General features: G+C 60.8%; 15 protein-coding genes. 3 read left to right on the top strand and 12 right to left on the bottom strand.

Annotated features, from left to right (window positions below):
• Nucleotides 1-205: 205 nt before the first annotated feature.
• From AEQ63_RS12750 to AEQ63_RS12775, 6 genes are read right to left on the bottom strand one after another with little or no spacing between them, the layout of a single operon-like run.
• Nucleotides 206-1,948, bottom strand: a complete 1,743-nt coding sequence (locus tag AEQ63_RS12750) for an ABC transporter substrate-binding protein (protein WP_042609208.1) — start codon at nucleotides 1,946-1,948, stop codon at nucleotides 206-208.
• Nucleotides 1,949-1,995: 47 nt separating this feature from the next.
• Nucleotides 1,996-2,268, bottom strand: coding sequence for a DUF2160 domain-containing protein (locus AEQ63_RS12755; RefSeq protein ID WP_064363637.1), 273 nt, complete (start codon nucleotides 2,266-2,268; stop codon nucleotides 1,996-1,998).
• 10 nt (nucleotides 2,269-2,278) lie between these two features.
• Nucleotides 2,279-3,079 carry a carbohydrate ABC transporter permease gene (locus AEQ63_RS12760; RefSeq protein ID WP_024013421.1) on the bottom strand — a complete coding sequence of 267 codons (801 nt, stop codon included), beginning with the start codon at nucleotides 3,077-3,079 and terminating at the stop codon, nucleotides 2,279-2,281.
• Nucleotides 3,080-3,088: 9 nt separating this feature from the next.
• Nucleotides 3,089-3,955: a carbohydrate ABC transporter permease gene (locus AEQ63_RS12765; RefSeq protein ID WP_007961995.1), complete on the bottom strand. Its 867-nt coding sequence runs from the start codon at nucleotides 3,953-3,955 to the stop codon at nucleotides 3,089-3,091.
• A complete protein-coding gene (locus AEQ63_RS12770) occupies nucleotides 3,952-5,064 on the bottom strand; it encodes an ABC transporter ATP-binding protein (RefSeq protein WP_016775290.1) in 1,113 nt (370 codons plus the stop codon). The genes AEQ63_RS12765 and AEQ63_RS12770 overlap by 4 nt, the downstream gene beginning before the upstream one ends.
• Nucleotides 5,064-6,158: an ABC transporter ATP-binding protein gene (locus tag AEQ63_RS12775; protein ID WP_016775291.1), complete on the bottom strand. Its 1,095-nt coding sequence runs from the start codon at nucleotides 6,156-6,158 to the stop codon at nucleotides 5,064-5,066. Before AEQ63_RS12775 ends, AEQ63_RS12770 begins: the two co-directional genes overlap by 1 nt.
• A 374-nt stretch (nucleotides 6,159-6,532) precedes the next feature.
• On the opposite strand from AEQ63_RS12775, the gene AEQ63_RS12780 reads away from it, so the two are divergent.
• Entirely contained in the window at nucleotides 6,533-8,371 is a 1,839-nt protein-coding gene (locus tag AEQ63_RS12780) for a sigma-54-dependent Fis family transcriptional regulator (protein WP_064363638.1), read from the top strand.
• Between the two features lie 324 nt (nucleotides 8,372-8,695).
• On the opposite strand, the gene cysS is transcribed toward AEQ63_RS12780, so the two are convergent.
• Both cysS and AEQ63_RS12790 read right to left on the bottom strand, forming a co-directional pair.
• Nucleotides 8,696-10,078: a cysteine--tRNA ligase gene (gene cysS, locus AEQ63_RS12785; protein WP_064363639.1), complete on the bottom strand. Its 1,383-nt coding sequence runs from the start codon at nucleotides 10,076-10,078 to the stop codon at nucleotides 8,696-8,698.
• Between the two features lie 18 nt (nucleotides 10,079-10,096).
• Nucleotides 10,097-11,794, bottom strand: a complete 1,698-nt coding sequence (locus AEQ63_RS12790; protein ID WP_064363640.1) for a glutamine--tRNA ligase/YqeY domain fusion protein — start codon at nucleotides 11,792-11,794, stop codon at nucleotides 10,097-10,099.
• Between the two features lie 251 nt (nucleotides 11,795-12,045).
• On the opposite strand from AEQ63_RS12790, the gene AEQ63_RS12795 reads away from it, so the two are divergent.
• Both AEQ63_RS12795 and lpxH read left to right on the top strand, forming a co-directional pair.
• Entirely contained in the window at nucleotides 12,046-12,552 is a 507-nt protein-coding gene (locus tag AEQ63_RS12795; RefSeq protein WP_064363699.1) for a peptidylprolyl isomerase, read from the top strand.
• Nucleotides 12,549-13,295, top strand: a complete 747-nt coding sequence (gene lpxH, locus AEQ63_RS12800) for a UDP-2,3-diacylglucosamine diphosphatase (protein ID WP_064363641.1) — start codon at nucleotides 12,549-12,551, stop codon at nucleotides 13,293-13,295. Before AEQ63_RS12795 ends, lpxH begins: the two co-directional genes overlap by 4 nt.
• A 186-nt stretch (nucleotides 13,296-13,481) precedes the next feature.
• Here lpxH and AEQ63_RS12805 read toward each other — a convergent pair whose 3' ends face one another.
• The 4 genes from AEQ63_RS12805 to AEQ63_RS12820 all read right to left on the bottom strand — a co-directional run bounded on the left by AEQ63_RS12805 (nucleotide 13,482) and on the right by AEQ63_RS12820 (nucleotide 18,309).
• Complete coding sequence (locus AEQ63_RS12805) at nucleotides 13,482-15,011, bottom strand: DHA2 family efflux MFS transporter permease subunit (protein WP_042609202.1); 1,530 nt, start codon at nucleotides 15,009-15,011, stop codon at nucleotides 13,482-13,484.
• A 138-nt stretch (nucleotides 15,012-15,149) separates the two neighbouring features.
• Entirely contained in the window at nucleotides 15,150-16,352 is a 1,203-nt protein-coding gene (locus tag AEQ63_RS12810; RefSeq protein WP_042609201.1) for an HlyD family secretion protein, read from the bottom strand.
• A gap of 15 nt (nucleotides 16,353-16,367) precedes the next feature.
• Nucleotides 16,368-17,837, bottom strand: coding sequence for an efflux transporter outer membrane subunit (locus AEQ63_RS12815; protein WP_064363642.1), 1,470 nt, complete (start codon nucleotides 17,835-17,837; stop codon nucleotides 16,368-16,370).
• A complete protein-coding gene (locus tag AEQ63_RS12820; RefSeq protein WP_042609199.1) occupies nucleotides 17,827-18,309 on the bottom strand; it encodes a MarR family winged helix-turn-helix transcriptional regulator in 483 nt (160 codons plus the stop codon). Before AEQ63_RS12820 ends, AEQ63_RS12815 begins: the two co-directional genes overlap by 11 nt.
• Nucleotides 18,310-18,400 lie beyond the last annotated feature (91 nt).

Raw genomic sequence — 18,400 nt, forward strand, 5'->3', positions numbered from 1 at the left:
GCTCGCGATGGTGTCATGTCAGTTGAAAATCCGCCGTCTGACCCAGCGCTTTCGCGAGCAGGCTCGCTCCCACATTGGATCAGTGCTACTCAAGATCGGTGGCACCAAAAATCCCTGTGGGAGCGAGCCTGCTCGCGAAAGCGGCAGATCAGGCAGCAAAAAAAACGGCACCTTCCGGTGCCGTTCGCCTTTCACACTTCCATTATCACTTACGCGCATCCGCCCACGATTTCAGCAGTTCGCTATAGCTCACGGTTTCGCCCTTCGGCTTCTCGTTCGCCAGTTTCGGTTTCGGTGCGCCCGGCTGGTCGAACCAGTATTGCGCGTCGCGCTCCGGGTTCATCTTCGGCGCGCAAGTGGCCTGGGCCTTGGAGCGTTCGAGACGGGTCATGATCGCGTCCTGATCCTTGGCCAAACCATCAAGCGCCTGTTGCGGGGTCTTCTCGCCGCTGGCGGCTTCGGCGATGTGGCTCCACCACAGTTGCGCCAGACGCGGATAGTCCGGCACGTTGGTGCCGGTCGGGGTCCATTGGACGCGGGCCGGGCTGCGGTAGAACTCGACCAGACCACCGAGTTTCGGCGCCAGATCGGTCATCGCTTGCGAATTGATGTCCGACTCGCGAATCGGCGTCAGGCCGACGATGGTTTTCTTCAGCGACACGGTTTTCGAGGTGACGAACTGCGCGTACAGCCAGGCCGCCAGTTTCTGTTTCTCAGGCGTGGACTTCATGAATGTCCACGAGCCCACGTCCTGATAGCCGAGCTTCATGCCCTCCTCCCAATACGGCCCGCGTGGCGATGGCGCCATCCGCCATTTCGGCGTGCCGTCGGCGTTGACCACCGGCAGGCCCGGTTTGGTCATGTCGGCGGTGAACGCGGTGTACCAGAAAATCTGCTGGGCGATGTTGCCCTGCGACGGCACCGGACCGGACTCGGAGAAAGTCATGCCGGCCGCTTCCGGTGGCGCGTATTTCTTCAGCCAGTCGACGTATTTGGTGGTGGCGAACACTGCCGCCGGGCCGTTGGTGTCGCCGCCACGGGTCACGCTGGAGCCGACCGGGTGGCAGTCTTCGACGCGGATGCCCCACTCGTCCACCGGCAAGCCATTGGGGATGCCCTTGTCGCCGCCACCGGCCATGGAGAACCAGGCATCGGTGAAGCGCCAGCCCAGCGACGGATCTTTCTTGCCGTAATCCATGTGGCCGTAGACGCGTTTGCCGTCGATTTCCTTGACGTCTTCGCTGAAGAATTTGGCAATGTCTTCATAGGCCGACCAGTTCACCGGCACACCCAATTCGTAGCCGTACTTTTCCTTGAACTTGGCTTTCAGGTCGGCGCGCTCGAACCAGTCGGCACGGAACCAGTACAGGTTGGCGAATTGCTGGTCGGGCAATTGGTAGATCTTGCCGTCCGGCGCGGTGGTGAACGAGATGCCGATGAAGTCCTTGATATCGAGGGTCGGCGAGGTGAAGTTCTTGCCCTCGTTGGCCATCAGGTCGGTGATCGATTCGGTCTTGCCGTAGCGAAAGTGCGTGCCGATCAGGTCGGAGTCGTTGACCCAGCCGTCATAGATATTCTTGTCCGACTGCATCACCGTCTGCATTTTCTCGACCACGTCGCCTTCCTGCAGCAGGTCGTGGGTGAGCTTGATCCCGGTGATTTCGCTGAAGGCCTTGGCCAGCACCTTGGACTCGTATTCGTGGGTGGTCAGGGTCTCGGAAACGACCTTGATGTCCATGCCGCGAAACGGCTCGGCCGCCTTGATGAACCACTTCAATTCTTCGAGCTGCTGTTCGGCCGTCAGGGTCGAGGGCTTGAACTCGCTGCCGATCCATTTTTTCGCCGCATCCTCATAGGCGTCTGCCCAGGCAGATGCGCTCAAACCGCTGAGTGCCAGCATGGCTGCCAATGAAATGCTATGTCGCAGCTTATTGTTTTTATCGAACATAGAGACCTCCTGTTTAAGTTGTGGAGCCGCGTTGCCGAACGATTCGACTAGCCCCAACGCATCACAGCCAACAGCCACACCAGGGACAACGCGGACGCCACCCAGATGCTCCAGTCGGTGACGCCGATTACCAGCGAGTGCAGGTAGGCGCTGCCGAGAAGACCGATAAACAAGCGATCGCCACGGGTGGTGGCAATCGGCAGAAACCCGCGCCGCAGAATGCTCGGCGAGCGCAATTCCCAGGTGGTCATGCCCACCAGAATCAGACCGATGCCGATGAAGAACGCGGCGGTCGGTGTCGTCCAGCTCATCCATTCCATCATCTGTTCCTCAGACTCGGCCGAGGGCAAAGCCCTTGGCCACGTGGTTGCGCACAAACCAGATCACCAGCATGCCCGGGAGGATGGTCAACACCCCCGCCGCTGCCAGCACGCCCCAATCGATCCCCGACGCCGACACCGTGCGCGTCATCACCGCGGCAATCGGCTTGGCGTTGACCGAGGTCAGCGTGCGCGCCAGCAGCAGCTCGACCCAGGAAAACATGAAGCAGAAAAACGCCGTGACACCGATGCCGGAACCGATCAACGGGATGAAAATCTTCACGAAGAACTTGGGGAAACTGTAGCCATCGATGTAGGCCGTTTCGTCGATCTCCTTGGGCACCCCGGACATGAAGCCTTCAAGAATCCACACCGCCAGCGGCACGTTGAACAAGCAATGCGCCAAGGCCACGGCGATGTGCGTGTCGAACAGGCCGATCGACGAATACAACTGGAAAAACGGCAGCAAGAACACCGCCGGCGGCGCCATGCGATTGGTCAGCAGCCAGAAGAACAGATGCTTGTCGCCGAGGAAACGATAGCGCGAAAACGCGTAAGCCGCCGGTAGCGCCACACTCAGCGAAATTACGGTGTTGAGGCTGACGTAATACAGCGAGTTCAAATAGCCGGTGTACCAGCTCGGATCGGTGAAGATCACCTTGTAGTTCGCTAGCGTGAAATCCTGTGGGAAAAGCGTCAGGCCGCCGAGGATTTCGGTGTTGCTCTTGAACGACATGTTCAGCAACCAGTAGATCGGCACCAGCAGGAACAGGATGTACACCAGCAACGGAATAAGCTTTTTCTTGCTCATGGCCGGGCCTCAGCGGTTGGCGTCGGAGTGCGTCATGGCGGTATAGAACAGCCACGACACCAACAGGATGATCAGGAAGTACACCAGCGAAAACGCCGCTGCCGGACCGAGGTCGAATTGCCCTACGGCCATCTGCGTCAAGGTCTGACTCAAGAAAGTCGTGGCATTACCCGGCCCGCCGCCGGTGAGCACGAACGGCTCGGTGTAGATCATGAAACTGTCCATGAAGCGCAGCATCACCGCGATCAGCAGCACGCTTTTCAGCTTGGGCAACTGAATATGGCGGAACACCGCCCAGGCCGAGGCGCGATCGATGCGCGCGGCCTGGTAATAGACGTCGGGAATTGCTCGCAAACCGGAGAAACACAGCAGCGCGACCAGCGAAGTCCAGTGCCAGACGTCCATCACCAGCACGGTCACCCAGGCGTCCATGGTGTTGGCCGCGTAGTTGTAGCTGATGCCCAGCGCATTGAGGCTGGAACCGAGCAGGCCAATGTCGGCGCGGCCGAAGATCTGCCAGATGGTGCCGACCACGTTCCACGGAATCAGTAGCGGAATCGCCAGAATGATCAGCACCACCGAGGACCAGCGGCCCTTGGTCGGCATGGTCAGGGCGACGGCGATGCCCAGCGGGATCTCGATCAACAGTACGCAGGCCGAATAGATGAATTGGCGCAGCAGCGAATCATGCAGACGCGGGTCGAGCAGCACTTGCTTGTACCAGTCGGCGCCGACGAAGTAGCGGCTGGACTGGTCGAAGATGTCCTGCACGGAGTAGTTGACCACGGTCATCATCGGGATCACCGCACTGAACGCCACCAGCAGGAACACCGGCAGCACCAGCCACCAGGCTTTATTGTTCTGCACCTTGTTCATGGCTGCGCCTCCTCGTCACTGACTTCCAGGAGAAATTCATCGGCATAGACCATCAACCACTGCGCCGGGAAACTGATGTACGCCGTACCCTGCGGCACCGGTTTGTCTTCGGCCAGACGTACCTTCAACGGTGCGCCGTCGAGGTTGAGGGTCATGATCTTGTAGGTGCCCAGGTCTTCGACGTGTACGACTTTTGCCTGCATTGCGTCGTCAAACGGCTCATCCCACACATGAATGAACTCGGGACGGATGCCGACCTTGAGATTTTTCCACTGGCCGTGCTCGATATGGCGCTGCAAAGCGTCGGACAACGGCAGGTGCGTCGAGGCGAAACCGACGCCACCGGGCTGCGGCTGCACCTCGATCAGATTCATCCCCGGGCTGCCGATGAAATAGCCGACAAAGGTGTGGCTCGGCCGCTCGAACAATTCCCGTGGCGTACCGAACTGGACGATCTGGCCGCCGTACATCACCGCGATCTTGTCGGCGAACGTCGAGGCTTCCAGTTGATCGTGGGTGACGTAGACCATGGTGATGTTGAACTGCTCGTGGATCTGTTTGAGCTTGCGCCGCAGTTTCCACTTCAGGTGCGGGTCGATCACCGTCAGCGGCTCGTCGAACAGGATTGCCGAAACGTCATCGCGTACAAGGCCACGGCCCATGGAGACTTTCTGCTTTTCGTCGGCAGTGAGGTTGCGCGCTTTCTTGCTCAGCAGATTCTGCAGGTCGAGCACTTCGGCAATTTCCTGCACCTTGCTGTGCACTTTCGCCTCGGCCATGCCCTGATTTCGCAGGGGGAAGGCAAGGTTATCGAACACGGTCATGGTGTCGTAGACCACCGGGAACTGGAAAACCTGGGCGATGTTGCGCTTCTCCGGGGTCAGGTCGTTGACCGCTTTGCCGTCAAACAACACATGGCCCTGTGACGGGCTGAGCAGGCCGGAAATGATGTTGAGCAAGGTCGACTTGCCGCAACCGGACGGGCCGAGCAAGGCGTAGGCGCCGCCCTGCTCCCAGACGTGATCCATCTCGCGGATCGCATAGTCTTCAGCGCCGCTGGGGGTTTTGCTGTAGCTGTGGGCGAGGTGCTGCAAACGGATTTCGGCCATCAGGCAACCCTCGCGACACGCCGGCCCGGTGCTTGCACCAGACGGCCCTGCGCATCGAAAACGAACAGTTTGTGGGTCGGGATATAGATGCGGATCGGCGCATCGACGTCGTATTCGTGAACGCCCGGCAAGTGCAGCACCAGCAGGAAATGCTCGTTGCGCACGTGCAGGAAGGTTTCCGAACCGCTGATCTCGGCGACCTCGACGGTCACCGCCAGTTCGAGATCGTCATCGTTGCTCGGCACCAGCGAGATATGGCTGGGGCGCACGCCAAAACGGAATTCGCCCTCGCCCACCGGCCGCAGATCGACGTTCAACGGGAAATGGACGAAGTTGGCAAAACTGACTTCGTTGCCGGCAATGCGCCCCGGCATCAGGTTGATCGGCGGCTCGGAGAACAATTCAGCGGCGAGTACCGATTGCGGCTGGTGATAGACCTCGGTCGACGGCCCGCTCTGGATCACCCGGCCTTCGTGCAGGATGGTGGTGGTGCCGCCGAGGGCCAGTGCTTCGTTGGGCTCAGTAGTGGCGTAGATGGCGATGGTGTGGCGGGCCTTGAACAGCTCGCGCATTTCCTGACGCAGCTCTTCGCGCAGCTTGTAGTCGAGGTTGACCAGCGGCTCGTCGAAGAGGATCAGTTCGGCATCCTTGACCAGTGCGCGGGCCATGGCCGTGCGCTGTTGCTGTCCGCCGGAGAGTTCCAGCGGGTAGCGCTGCAGGAACTTCTCGATGCGCAGCATGCGTGCGGTTTCCTGCACCTTGCTGTGGATGATTTCTTTGGAAATGCCGGCCTGACGCAGTGGCGAGGCGATGTTCTCGAACACCGTCATGGTCGGGTAATTGATGAACTGCTGATAGACCATCGACACGTTGCGCAAACGCACCGGACGCTGGGTGACGTCGACGCCGTTCATCAACACGCGGCCGCTGTCGGGCTTGTCGAGGCCGGCCATCAGGCGCATGAGACTGGTCTTGCCGGACAGGGTGCGCCCGAGCAGAACGTTGAAGGATCCGGGTTCGAATTTCAGGCACGCATCGTCGATCCAGATCTGGCCCTCGACGGTGCGGCTGACGTGCTCCAGGGTGAGTGACATGGCTCGGCCTTTGTTATTTTTGGAGTCAAGCGACCGGAGCAACAGAGCGACATTCGTGCCAGAAATGGCAAGTGTCTGATTTGCCGTGAAAATCGCTGATTACCCGAGGAAGTGGCGTTCACAGCTGAACACTTTTGAACAGTCGGGGTGATTGACAATGAACAATAGTGAACAACACTCTATGCACCCGCATTCGATGATCGCTGCCGGTCAATTGTAGGAGTGAGCCTGCTCGCGATAGCGGTGTGTCAGCCGATGACAATATGTCTGAAAGACCGCTATCGCGAGCAGGCTCACTCCTACAGGGGATCTGCGTCGGATTCGAAACGGGTTCATAACAATAATAAAATCGCTGCACTCAGAGGCTCGCCCCCATGGCCGCACCTGCTTCGCCGCTGTCCCACGACGCGATCGTCCAGACCTCCTGGCAACGTTGCCGCGCGTTCGGCCTCGACCACCAGAGCACCCCGGCCTTCGATCAGTTGCCCGCCGCCGGCATTGCGCAGTTGCTAGACAGTCATCATTCGCTGGTGCAGACCACGCACCAGGAAGTCCTGCCCTACTACGAAAACATCCTCAGCAATTCCAACTGCCTGATCATGCTCGCCGACAACCAGGGCCAGGTGCTGACCTCGTGGGGCACGCAGCGCTTTATCGAACCGACTCTGGCCCGGGGTTTTCAGGCCGGGGCGAGCTGGATGGAACGCAGCAGCGGCACCAATGCGATCGGCACCGCACTGGCCTGTGAGCAGGCGGTGCACATCGAACACGATGAACACTTCCTCAAGGCCAACCGTTTCATGACCGGCTCCGCTGCGCCGATTTTCGACGCCGAGCGCAAGGTCATCGCCGTGCTCGATGTGTCCAGCGACAGCTACCTGCCGCCCTCGCACACCCTGGGCATGGTCAAGATGATGAGCCAGACGGTGGAGAACCGGCTGATCCTCAACCTGTTCCATGGCCAGCACTTTCAGCTCACCTTCAACACCGGCTTGAACAACCTCGACAGCCAATGGGCCGGGTTGCTGATTTTCGATGAGAGCGGCCAGGTGCTCTCGGCCAATCGCCGCGCCGACAATCTGCTTGGTGTGCGTCTGTCACGGGTCAGCGTCGAGAGCCTGTTCAAGGTGTCGCTGCTGGAGCTGATCAATCAGCCCGAAGGGATGCCGTTTGCTTTGCAGACTTCCGGGCGCAACCGTTTTCAATGTTTGTTGAAACGGCCGAAACAGGCGCCGGTGCAAGCGCGGGTGTTTGTCGCCGAGGACCAGCCTGCGCCAGCCAGTGTAATCAGCCTCAATACTCTGCATTTCGGCGACAGCCGCGTGGAAAAAGCCGTGCGTCAGGCCGAGCGCTTGCTTGAGAAAGACATTCCTTTGCTGATCCATGGCGAAACCGGCGTCGGCAAGGAAGTATTCGTCAAAGCCCTGCATCAGGCCAGCTCGCGGAGTAGACAGGCGTTCATCGCGGTGAACTGCGCAGCCATCCCCGCCGAACTGGTGGAGTCGGAATTGTTCGGCTACGAGAAAGGCGCTTTCACCGGCGCCAATCAGAAAGGCAGCATCGGCCTGATCCGCAAGGCAGACAAAGGCACGCTGTTTCTCGACGAGATCGGCGATATGCCGCTGCCGACCCAGGCGCGCTTGTTGCGGGTGTTGCAGGAACGTTGCGTGCAACCGGTGGGCAGCAGCGAGTTGTTCGCGGTTGATCTGCGAATTATCTCCGCGACCAACCGATCGTTGCGCGAGCAGGTGCAACTGGGCCGTTTCCGCGAGGATTTGTACTACCGCATCGGTGGTCTGACCCTGGAGCTGCCGCCGTTACGCGAGCGCAGTGACAAGCAGGCGCTGTTCAAACGGCTGTGGGAGCAGCATCGCGAGCCGACGCAATGGGCGGGGTTGAGCCCGGAGGTGTTGGAGCTCTTCGAGAAGCATCCGTGGCCGGGGAATCTGCGTCAGGTCAGCAGTGTGATGCAGGTGGCGCTGGCCATGGCCGAGGAACAACCGGTGCGGCCGGAGCATTTGCCGGATGATTTTTTTGTCGATCTGGAGATGGAGCCGGTGGAGAGCGCGGCGCCGTTGGGGCTGGATTTGAATGATATCGAGGCGTTGAATCGCGAGTTGAAAGCGGCCGGGGGGAATATTTCGCACCTGGCGCGGCGGTTGGGGGTGAGTCGGAATACGCTTTACAAGCGGTTGCGGCAGATTGGCAACTGAGTACACCCCTTCCCCTCACCCCAGCCCTCTCCCCGAGGAGAGGGGGCCGATTGGGGGATATTCGAGAGAAACGCCGACCTGATCTGGCTTCACCGAATCCATAATCGACCCGATCGTTCAGGTCGGCGTGTCCCCTCACTCCTCTCCCCGAGGAGAGGGGGCCGATTGGGGATATTCGAGAGAAACGCCGACCTGATCTGGCTTCACCGAATCCATAATCGACCCGATCGTTCAGGTCGGCGTATAGCAAAAGACACGTCGGTCAGTCCCCTCTCCCTCCGGGAGAGGGTTAGGGTGAGGGGCTTTTGGCTTTTGGCTTCTTGCTCAGTCAGCCAGACGCCAGGTCGTCCCGCCCTTGCCGTCTTCCAGCACAACGCCCATCGCCGTGAGCTGATCACGGATACGATCGGACTCAGCCCAATCCTTACCCGCCCGCGCTGCCAGACGCGCGGCAATCAGTGCGTCCACTTCAGCCGCATCGACACGCCCATCAGCGCCCGCCTGCAGGAAGTCATCGGCCTCAAGCTGCAACACGCCCAAAACGCTGGCCAGCTCTTTCAGACGTGCCGCCAGACCCGCCGCCGCATCGAGATCGCTCTCACGCAAACGGTTGATCTCGCGCACCATTTCGAACAGCACGGCGCAGGCCTCGGGGGTGCCGAAGTCGTCGTTCATCACCGTGGTGAAACGCTCGACGAACGCTTCGCCGCCCGCCGGCGCCACGGACGGCAGGCCTTTCAGCGCGTGGTAGAAACGCTCCAGTGCGCCCTTGGCGTCCTTGAGGTTGTCTTCCGAATAGTTGATCGCGCTGCGGTAGTGGCTCGACACCAGCAGGTAACGCACGACTTCCGGGTGGTATTTGTCGAGCACGTCGCGGATGGTGAAGAAGTTGTTCAGGGACTTGGACATCTTCTCGCCATTGATACGGATCATTCCGCAATGCATCCACGCGTTGGCGTAGGTCTTGCCGGTGGCCGCTTCGCTCTGGGCGATTTCGTTTTCGTGGTGCGGGAACTCCAGATCGCTGCCGCCGCCATGAATGTCGAAAGTCTCACCGAGGCAGCAGGTCGACATCACCGAGCACTCGATGTGCCAGCCCGGACGCCCGGCGCCCCATGGCGATTCCCAGCTCGGCTCGCCCGGCTTGGCAGCTTTCCACAGGACGAAATCGAGCGGGTCTTGCTTCGACTCGTCGACTTCGATGCGTGCGCCGATGCGCAGGTCTTCGATCTTCTTGCGCGACAGCTTGCCGTAGCCCATGAATTTGGCGACGCGGTAGTACACGTCGCCGTTGCCCGGGGCGTAAGCGTAGCCCTTGTCAATCAGGGTCTGGATCATCGCGTGCATGCCGGCGATGTGATCGGTGGCGCGCGGTTCCATGTCCGGCTTCTGGATATTCAGGCGCGCTTCGTCTTCGTGCATCGCGGCGATCATGCGCTCGGTCAGCGCTTCGAACGATTCACCGTTCTCGCGGGCGCGATTGATGATCTTGTCGTCGATGTCGGTGATGTTGCGCACGTAGGTCAGGTCATAACCGCTGAAGCGCAACCAGCGCGTCACCAGGTCGAACGCGACCATGCTGCGGCCGTGGCCGAGGTGGCAGTAGTCGTACACGGTCATCCCGCAGACGTACATGCGCACCTTGTTGCCATCCAGCGGCTTGAAGACTTCTTTGCTCTTGGTGAGCGTGTTGTAGATCGTTAGCACGTTAGTTCCTTGACTCACTCACTGGCCCCACGAATCACGCAGGGTCACGGTACGGTTGAATACCGGCTGACCGGGTTTCGAGTCCTTGAGATCCGCGACGAAGTAGCCTTCGCGTTCGAACTGGAAACGGTCTTCCGGCTGTGCGTTGCCGAGCGATGGCTCGGCGCGACAACCGGTCAGCACTTGCAGCGAGTCAGGGTTGATGTTGTCGAGGAAGCTGGCGCTGTCTTCGGCCTTTTCCGGGTTCGGCGAACGGAACAGGCGATCGTACAGACGTACTTCGCACTCGACGCTGGCGGCGGCCGGCACCCAGTGAATCACGCCCTTGACCTTGCGCCCTTCCGGGTTCTTGCCGAGGGTGTCCGGGTCGTACGAGCAACGCAGTTCGACGATATTGCCGTCGGCGTCCTTGATCGCTTCGTCGGCACGGATCACGTAGCTGCCGCGCAGACGCACTTCACCGGCCGGTTCCAGGCGCTTGTAGCCCTTCGGCGGCTCTTCCATGAAGTCTTCGCGGTCGATGTAGATTTCCCGGGCGAACGGCAGCGCGCGCACGCCCATGTCTTCTTTCGGGTGGCGTGGCAGTTCGAGGTTTTCGACCTGGCCTTCCGGGTAGTTGGTGATGACCACTTTCAGCGGACGCAGCACGCACATCGCGCGCGGTGCGCTGTGGTCGAGGTCGTCGCGGATGCTGAATTCAAGCATGCCGAAGTCGACCACGCCGTCGGAACGGTTGGTGCCGATCATTTCGCAGAAGTTGCGGATCGATTTCGGCGTGTAGCCACGGCGGCGGAAGCCCGACAGCGTGGACATGCGCGGATCGTCCCAGCCATTGACGTGCTTCTCGTCAACCAGTTGCTTGAGCTTGCGCTTGCTGGTGATCGTGTAGTTAAGGTTCAGGCGGCTGAACTCGTACTGGCGCGGGTTCGCCGGCACCGGCAGGTTGTCCAGGAACCACTCGTACAGCGGACGATGGCTTTCGAACTCGAGGGTGCAGATCGAATGGGTGATGCCTTCGATGGCGTCCGACTGGCCGTGGGTGAAGTCGTAGTTCGGGTAGATGCACCACTTGTCACCGGTCTGGTGGTGATGAGCGTGGCGGATGCGATACATGATCGGGTCGCGCAGGTTCATGTTCGGCGAAGCCATGTCGATCTTCGCGCGCAGCACGCGGGCGCCGTCGGCGAACTCACCGGCCTTCATGCGCGCGAACAGGTCGAGGTTCTCTTCCACGGTGCGGTCGCGGAACGGGCTGTTCTTGCCCGGCTCGGTCAGGCTGCCACGGTACTCCTTGGCCTGCTCCGGAGTCAGGTCGTCGACGTAGGCCTTGCCGGCCTTGATCAGCTCGACGGCCCAGTCGTGCAACTGGTCGAAATACTGCGAGGCGTAGCGCACTTCACCGGACCATTCGAAGCCCAGCCATTTGACGTCGCTTTCGATCGCGCCGATGTATTCCTGATCTTCCTTGGCCGGGTTGGTGTCGTCGAAACGCAGGTGCGTGACGCCACCGAACTCCTGGGCCAGACCGAAGTTGACGCAGATCGACTTGGCGTGGCCGATGTGCAGGTAGCCGTTGGGCTCCGGTGGGAAGCGAGTCACGATCTGGGTGTGCTTGCCCGAGTCCAGGTCTGCCTGGATGATCGGCCGCAGGAAGTTGACCGGCACGGCAGGGCCGGACTTGGCATTCGAGGTAGGGTCGACAGTGGGCTTGCTCATAGGATCCTTGACGTACAGGTGCGCGGCCGCAAAGAGGGGCCAGACAAAACAAAGCCGCTATCATAGCCGATGCTGTCAAGGGCCTGACAGAGCAGGCCCGATAAAGGCATGCATTTAATCGCCGGGAAATGAAAAACCGCCTCGAAATTCGCGCCTGTCACGCTAAACTGCGCACCTTGGCCGAAGCAGGCTGAACCGGTTGTGGGGCTGAAGGTCCCAGAACCACGAATTCCCTATGAAGAGTAATGACCATGACTCAAGTCAAACTGACCACCAACCATGGCGAGATCGTCATCGAACTGAACGCTGAAAAGGCGCCGATCACCGTTGCCAACTTCATCGAGTACGTGAAGGCCGGTCACTACGAAAACACTGTTTTCCACCGCGTCATCGGTAACTTCATGATCCAGGGCGGCGGTTTCGAGCCTGGCATGAAAGAAAAGAAAGACAAGCGCCCAAGCATCCAGAACGAAGCGGACAACGGTCTTTCCAACGACAAATACACCGTCGCCATGGCCCGCACCATGGAGCCGCATTCGGCTTCGGCACAGTTCTTCATCAACGTCGCCGACAACACCTTCCTCAACCACAGCGGCAAGAACGTGCAGGGCTGGGGCTACGCGGTATTCGGTAAAGTCACCCAGGGCACCGACGTTGTCGACAAGATCAAAGGCGTGTCGACCACTTCCAAGGCCGGCCACCAGGACGTACCCGCAGAAGACGTGATCATCGAGAAAGCCGAGATCATCGCAGCGTGATACTGCTGATTTCAGACTTGCATCTGGAAGAGGAGCGCCCGGACATTACCCGGGCGTTTCTGGATTTGCTCGCCGGACGCGCCCGCACCGCGAGTGCGTTGTACATCCTCGGCGACTTCTTCGAGGCGTGGATTGGCGACGACGCCATGACGCCCTTTCAGCGTTCCATCTGCCAGGCCCTGCGCGATTTGAGCGACAGCGGTACGGCGATCTTTCTCATGCACGGCAATCGCGACTTCATGCTCGGCAAGGCCTTCTGCAAACAGGCCGGCTGCACATTGCTGAAGGATCCGAGTGTCGTGCAGTTCTACGGCGAGCCGGTGCTGCTGATGCACGGCGACAGCCTGTGCACCCGCGACGTCGGCTACATGAAGCTGCGCCGCTACCTGCGCAACCCGATCACCCTGTTCATCCTCCGTCATCTGCCGCTGAGCAGCCGCCATAAACTGGCGCGCAAGCTGCGTAGCGAGAGTAAGGCGCAGACGCGGATGAAGGCCAATGACATTGTCGATGTCACGCCTGAGGAAATTCCGCGGATCATGCAGGAATATGGCGTGAACACCCTGATCCACGGCCACACCCACCGTCCGGCGATTCACAAGCTGCAGCTCGGTGAACAGGCGGCGAAGCGGATTGTGCTGGGGGATTGGGATCGTCAGGGTTGGGCGTTGCAGGTGGATGAGAGCGGGTACGCATTGGCCCCGTTCGACTTCGCCCCGCCACTGGCTTTGCCGCACGGCTGAAGGTCGCTACCCCCTCACCCCAGCCCTCTCCCCCAGGGGGGCGAGGGGGAAAGGGAGCCGATCTTCATGCTATTCAAACCTGAGTTCGACTGAAGTCTGGCACGTCGATGTATACCGAACATCCACCGCGGTCAGTCCCCTCTCCCTCCGGGAGAGGGTTAGGGTGAGGGGCTTTTGATCCTGATCTTAGTGCCCCGAAGCGGCCGGCCCGGCTTTGGCGGCAAACGGCGGTTTCGCCAGCCAGACGATCAGAATCAACCCCATGAATCCCCACCCCAGCAGCGTGAAGTAATCCACGGTCGACAACATGTACGCCTGACTCGTGAGGATCTGGTCCATCTGCGCATACGCCGACTGACTCGCCCCGCCCAGCGCGTTCAACGTCTCGCGCGTCGCCGGCTCGAAGGTGCTGATGCTCTCGCTCATGTACGCATGATGCTGATCGGCGCGGCGAATCCAGATCCAGGTGGTCAGCGATGCCGCGAAGCTGCCGCCCAGTGTCCGCAAAAACGTCGCCAGCCCAGCGCCATCGGCAATCTGGCTCGGCGGCAAGTCCGACATCAGAATGCTCAGGGTCGGCATGAAGAACAGCGCCACGCCGATGCCCATGAACAACTGCACCAGCGCGATGTGCTGGAAGTCCACCTCATTGGTGAATCCTGCGCGCATAAAGCAGCTCAAGCCAATCGCCAGAAATGCGAGCCCGGCCAGCAAACGCAGGTCGAACTTGTTCGCGTACTTGCCGACAAACGGCGACAACAGCACCGGCAGAATACCGATCGGCGCCACGGCCAGACCGGCCCAGGTCGCGGTGTAGCCCATTTGCGTCTGCAGCCACTGCGGCAGGATCAGATTGATCCCGAAGAAACCGGCGTAACCCAGCACCAGCACCAGCGTGCCGATGCGGAAGTTGCGATAGGCAAACAGGCGCAGGTTGACCACCGGGTGGCGGTCGGTCATTTCCCAGATCACGAACACCGCCAGCGCCACCACGGAAATCGCCGCGCCGACAATGATGAAGTTCGACTCGAACCAGTCCAGGTCATTGCCTTTGTCGAGGATCACCTGCAATGCGCCGACGCCAATGATCAAGGTGATCAGGCCGACGTAATCCATCGGTTGGCGGCTGGTGACCACCGGCCGTTTCGCCAGTTGCGAACGCACCACCATCACCGCAAAGATGCCGATCGGCACGTTGATGAAGAAGATCCACGGCCAGCTGTAACTGTCGGTGATCCAGCCACCGAGAATCGGACCGGCAATCGGCGCGACCACCGTGACCATCGCCAGCAAGGCCAGGGCCATCCCGCGTTTTGCCGGCGGATAGACCGCGATCAACAGCGTCTGCGTCATCGGATACAGCGGCCCGGCGACCAGGCCTTGCAGCACACGAAAGCCGATCAGCTCGGGCATCGAAGTCGAGATACCGCAGAGAAACGACGCCAGCACAAACAGCATCGTCGCCCACAGAAACAGCTTCACCTCGCCGAAGCGGCGGCTCAGCCAACCGGTCAGCGGCAGCGCGATCGCGTTGCTCACGGCGAACGAAGTGATCACCCAGGTGCCCTGCTCCGAGCTCACCCCGAGGTTGCCGGAAATCGTCGGCAACGCCACGTTGGCGATGGTCGTGTCGAGCACTTGCATGAACGTCGCCAGCGACAGGCCGATGGTGCTGAGCAACAGGCTGGGCGGCGTGAAAGAAGCGTTATTGCTCATTGTGAATCCTATGAAACCTGATGGACACCACACCCCTGTAGGAGTGAGCCTGCTCGCGATAGCGGTGTATCAGCCAAGATATTTGGCTCTGACACACCGCTATCGCGAGCAGGCTCACTCCTACAAGGTCCGTGCAGATCAGCGCTGTGCGGTCTTGCCCGCTGCGGCGCTGTTGTCGTGGATCAGTTGCGCAATCATTGCGTCCGCTTCAGCCAGTTGGCGCTCGTAGACGTTGGTGCTGAACGAGGCTTTTTGCGGCGGTTGCTGGGCCAGCACCGGGCCGCTCTGGTCGTGCAGATTCACTTCGACATTGGTCGACAGACCTACACGCAGCGGGTGTTTGGCCAGCTCTTCGGCATTGATGTGAATGCGCACCGGCACGCGCTGGACGATCTTGATCCAGTTGCCGGTAGCGTTCTGCGCCGGCAGCAAGGCAAACGCGCTGCCGGTACCAGCGCCGAGGCTGTCGACGGTGCCGCTGTATTTCACGTCGCTGCCGTAAATGTCGGCCTCGATATCCACTGGCTGGCCGATGCGCATGTCACGCAGTTGGGTTTCCTTGAAGTTGGCGTCGATCCACAGCTGATCCAGCGGAATCACCGCCATCAGCGCGGTGCCCGGCTGCACGCGCTGACCGAGTTGCACGGTGCGCTTGGCGACATAACCGGTGACCGGCGCGATCAGGGTGCTGCGCGCATTGGTCAGGTAGGCCTGACGCAGATCGGCAGCCGCCGACATCACGTCCGGGTGCGACGAGACCACGGTGTCGTCGACCAGTGCGCTAGTGGTTTTCAGTTGCTGTTTGGCGTTGGCCAGTGCGTTCTGCGCCGAGGTCAGGTCGTCGCGGGCGTGGGACAGTTCTTCCTGGGAAATCGCCCCGCCCTGGGCGAGATTTTTGCGGCGGTTGTAGTTGTCCTGGGCTTTCTGCACTTCGGCCTGCTGCGCGTTGACCTGGGCTTTCATGCCGTCGACGTTGCTGTACAAACCGCGCACCTGACGCACGGTGCGCGCCAGTTTGGCCTTGGCACTTTGCAGGCCGACTTCGGCATCGTTTGGGTCGAAGTTGACCAGCACCTGGCCTTCGTGGACCAGATCACCGTCGTCGGCGCCGATGCTGACCACGGTGCCGGTGACCAGCGGCGTGATCTCCACCACGTTGCCGTTGACGTAGGCATCGTCGGTGCTTTCGTTAAAGCGCCCAATGAATTCGTGATAGGCCCAGACGCCGGCAATGGCGAGCAGGACGACCACGGCGAGGGCCAGCAGCATCACCTTGCGTTTGCGCGGGTTGCCGGTGTCCGGGGTGTTGTCTGGAGCTTGGGTGTTTTCGGCAGTGGCCATGACAAATACCTTGAATTAGTAGTGCGACGAGGCTGGGCTGGCGTTGGCTGCGTTCAGGTTTTCACCCTGAAAGCCGCCGCCCAGCGCTTGCATCAGTTGAATCGACAGGTCGATCTGCTCGGCATTGAGGGTCGCCAGCTGACGCTGGGCCTGGAGCAATTGCTGCTCGATGCTGAGCACGTCCAGGTAGTTGCCGATGCCGGAACCGTAACGCTGGACGACCGTGTTGTAAGAATCCTGAGCGATGTCGGTGGCGTGTTGCTGCGCGCCGATCTGCCGGCCGATATCACGTAACTGGTTGATGGTGTCGCCGACATCGCCGAGCGCTTTCACCAGACTCTTGTTGTATTGCGCCACCGCCAGATCGTAATCGGCGTCGCGCGCATCGAGGCTGGCGCGCAGGCGTCCGCCATCGAAGATCGGCAATGACACGGTCGGCGCAATGCTGAAAAAGCGGCTGGCGGAACCGAACATCGCATCACCCAGCAATGACTCCGCCCCGGCCGAAGCCGACAAGTTGAGGTTGGGGTAGAAGCGGGTTTTCGCCGCGGCGATATCTTTGCTCGCCGCTTCGACACGCCAGCGCGCCGCGACCAGATCCGGGCGGCGGCCGAGCAGTTCCGCCGGCAACACCGACGGCACCGCCACGGCACTGGCTTGCAGGACTTTCGGTCGGGCGATCTCGTTGCCGCGATCAGGGCCTTTGCCGAGCAATACCGCCAAGGCGATTTTCGCGCTGTTCAGGCGTTTTTCCGCGTCGATCAGGCTGGCCTGGGAACTGGCTTCCAGACTCTGGGTTTGCTGGAACTGGTACTGGCTGTCGATCCCCGAACTCAAGCGGCGCTGACTGAGGTCGAGCATTTGCCGGGTGCGCTTGAGGTCCTCGCTGGCGAGGTCGTAAACGATGTGCGCCTGACCGAGATCGCTGTACGCGCGGGCGACGTCAGCGGCGAGGGTAAGCTGGGCGGCCTGACGGTCGACTTCAGCAGCACGGGCCTCACCGAGTGCGGCTTCCCAGGCATCGCGCTGGCCGCCCCACAAGTCGAAGTTGTAATTGAAGCCGGCACTGACATTGCGCACCGTCGCGTAGGCGCCGCCCTGCCCCAACGGATCCTGGTCACGGGCCAGACGCGAACGGCTGACGCCGGCGCTGGCATCGAGGGTCGGATAGCGTTCGGCATCGGCGGCATACGCGGCGGCACTGGCCTGATGGGCGCGGGCTTCGGCGATCTGCATGTCCGGGCTATCGTGCAGGGCTTCGCGGATCAGACCGTCGAGCTGCGGATCGCCGAGGCTGCTCCACCAGTCGCTTTTCGGCCATGCCGCCGGTGACAGGGTCACGCCTTGCAGAGACTGCGCTGTCTTCAACTGCGCCGCGTCGAGGCGCTGGCCTTCGGTGTCGAGGCCGCTGTAGTTGGCGCAACCGGCGAGGATCATCGCCGACAGCACCAGCGTTAGGCTGCTGCGCATGATTTTAGCGTTCATTGTGTTCACCCAAACGCTGGACGGTGATCGGGTCACCGGCGGCCAGGAGGATTTTCTTGAGGATGTATTCGAGGGTCTTCAGCTCGTCGCGGGAGATCGCGCCGGCCAGTTCATTCATCGCATCGGCACCGATGTGCGGCAGGCGATCGGCCAGTTGCTGGCCCTGCTCGGTCAGCTTCAGTTGCACCTGACGCCGGTCACCTTCGCTGCGCTGACGAAGCAGAAAAGCCTTCTGTTCGAGACGATCGAGCATGCGCGTCATCGACCCGCTGTCCAGCGACAGATGCCGGCACAGCTCGGCCGGGGTGTCGACGCCAAACTGGGCCATGATGATAAGCACCTTGAACTGCGCGGCGGTGATGCCGTGGGGTTCCATGTGGGTGTCGATGATCCGGTCCTTGAGCAACGCGGCACGCCCGAGCAACAGGCCGAGGTGGCAGTGTTTGAATTCTTCCGGAGTGAAATGCTTCATGTGTCGACCTGATAACTGCCTAGGCAGTGAATGTATGTCGAGATGTTACTGCTTAGGCAGCGAATGTCAACGCAATAGTTAGGGGGCTTGG

The sequence above is a fragment of the Pseudomonas sp. RIT-PI-o genome (assembly GCF_001297215.1).
In the GTDB taxonomy this organism is placed as follows: domain Bacteria; phylum Pseudomonadota; class Gammaproteobacteria; order Pseudomonadales; family Pseudomonadaceae; genus Aquipseudomonas; species Aquipseudomonas moraviensis_A.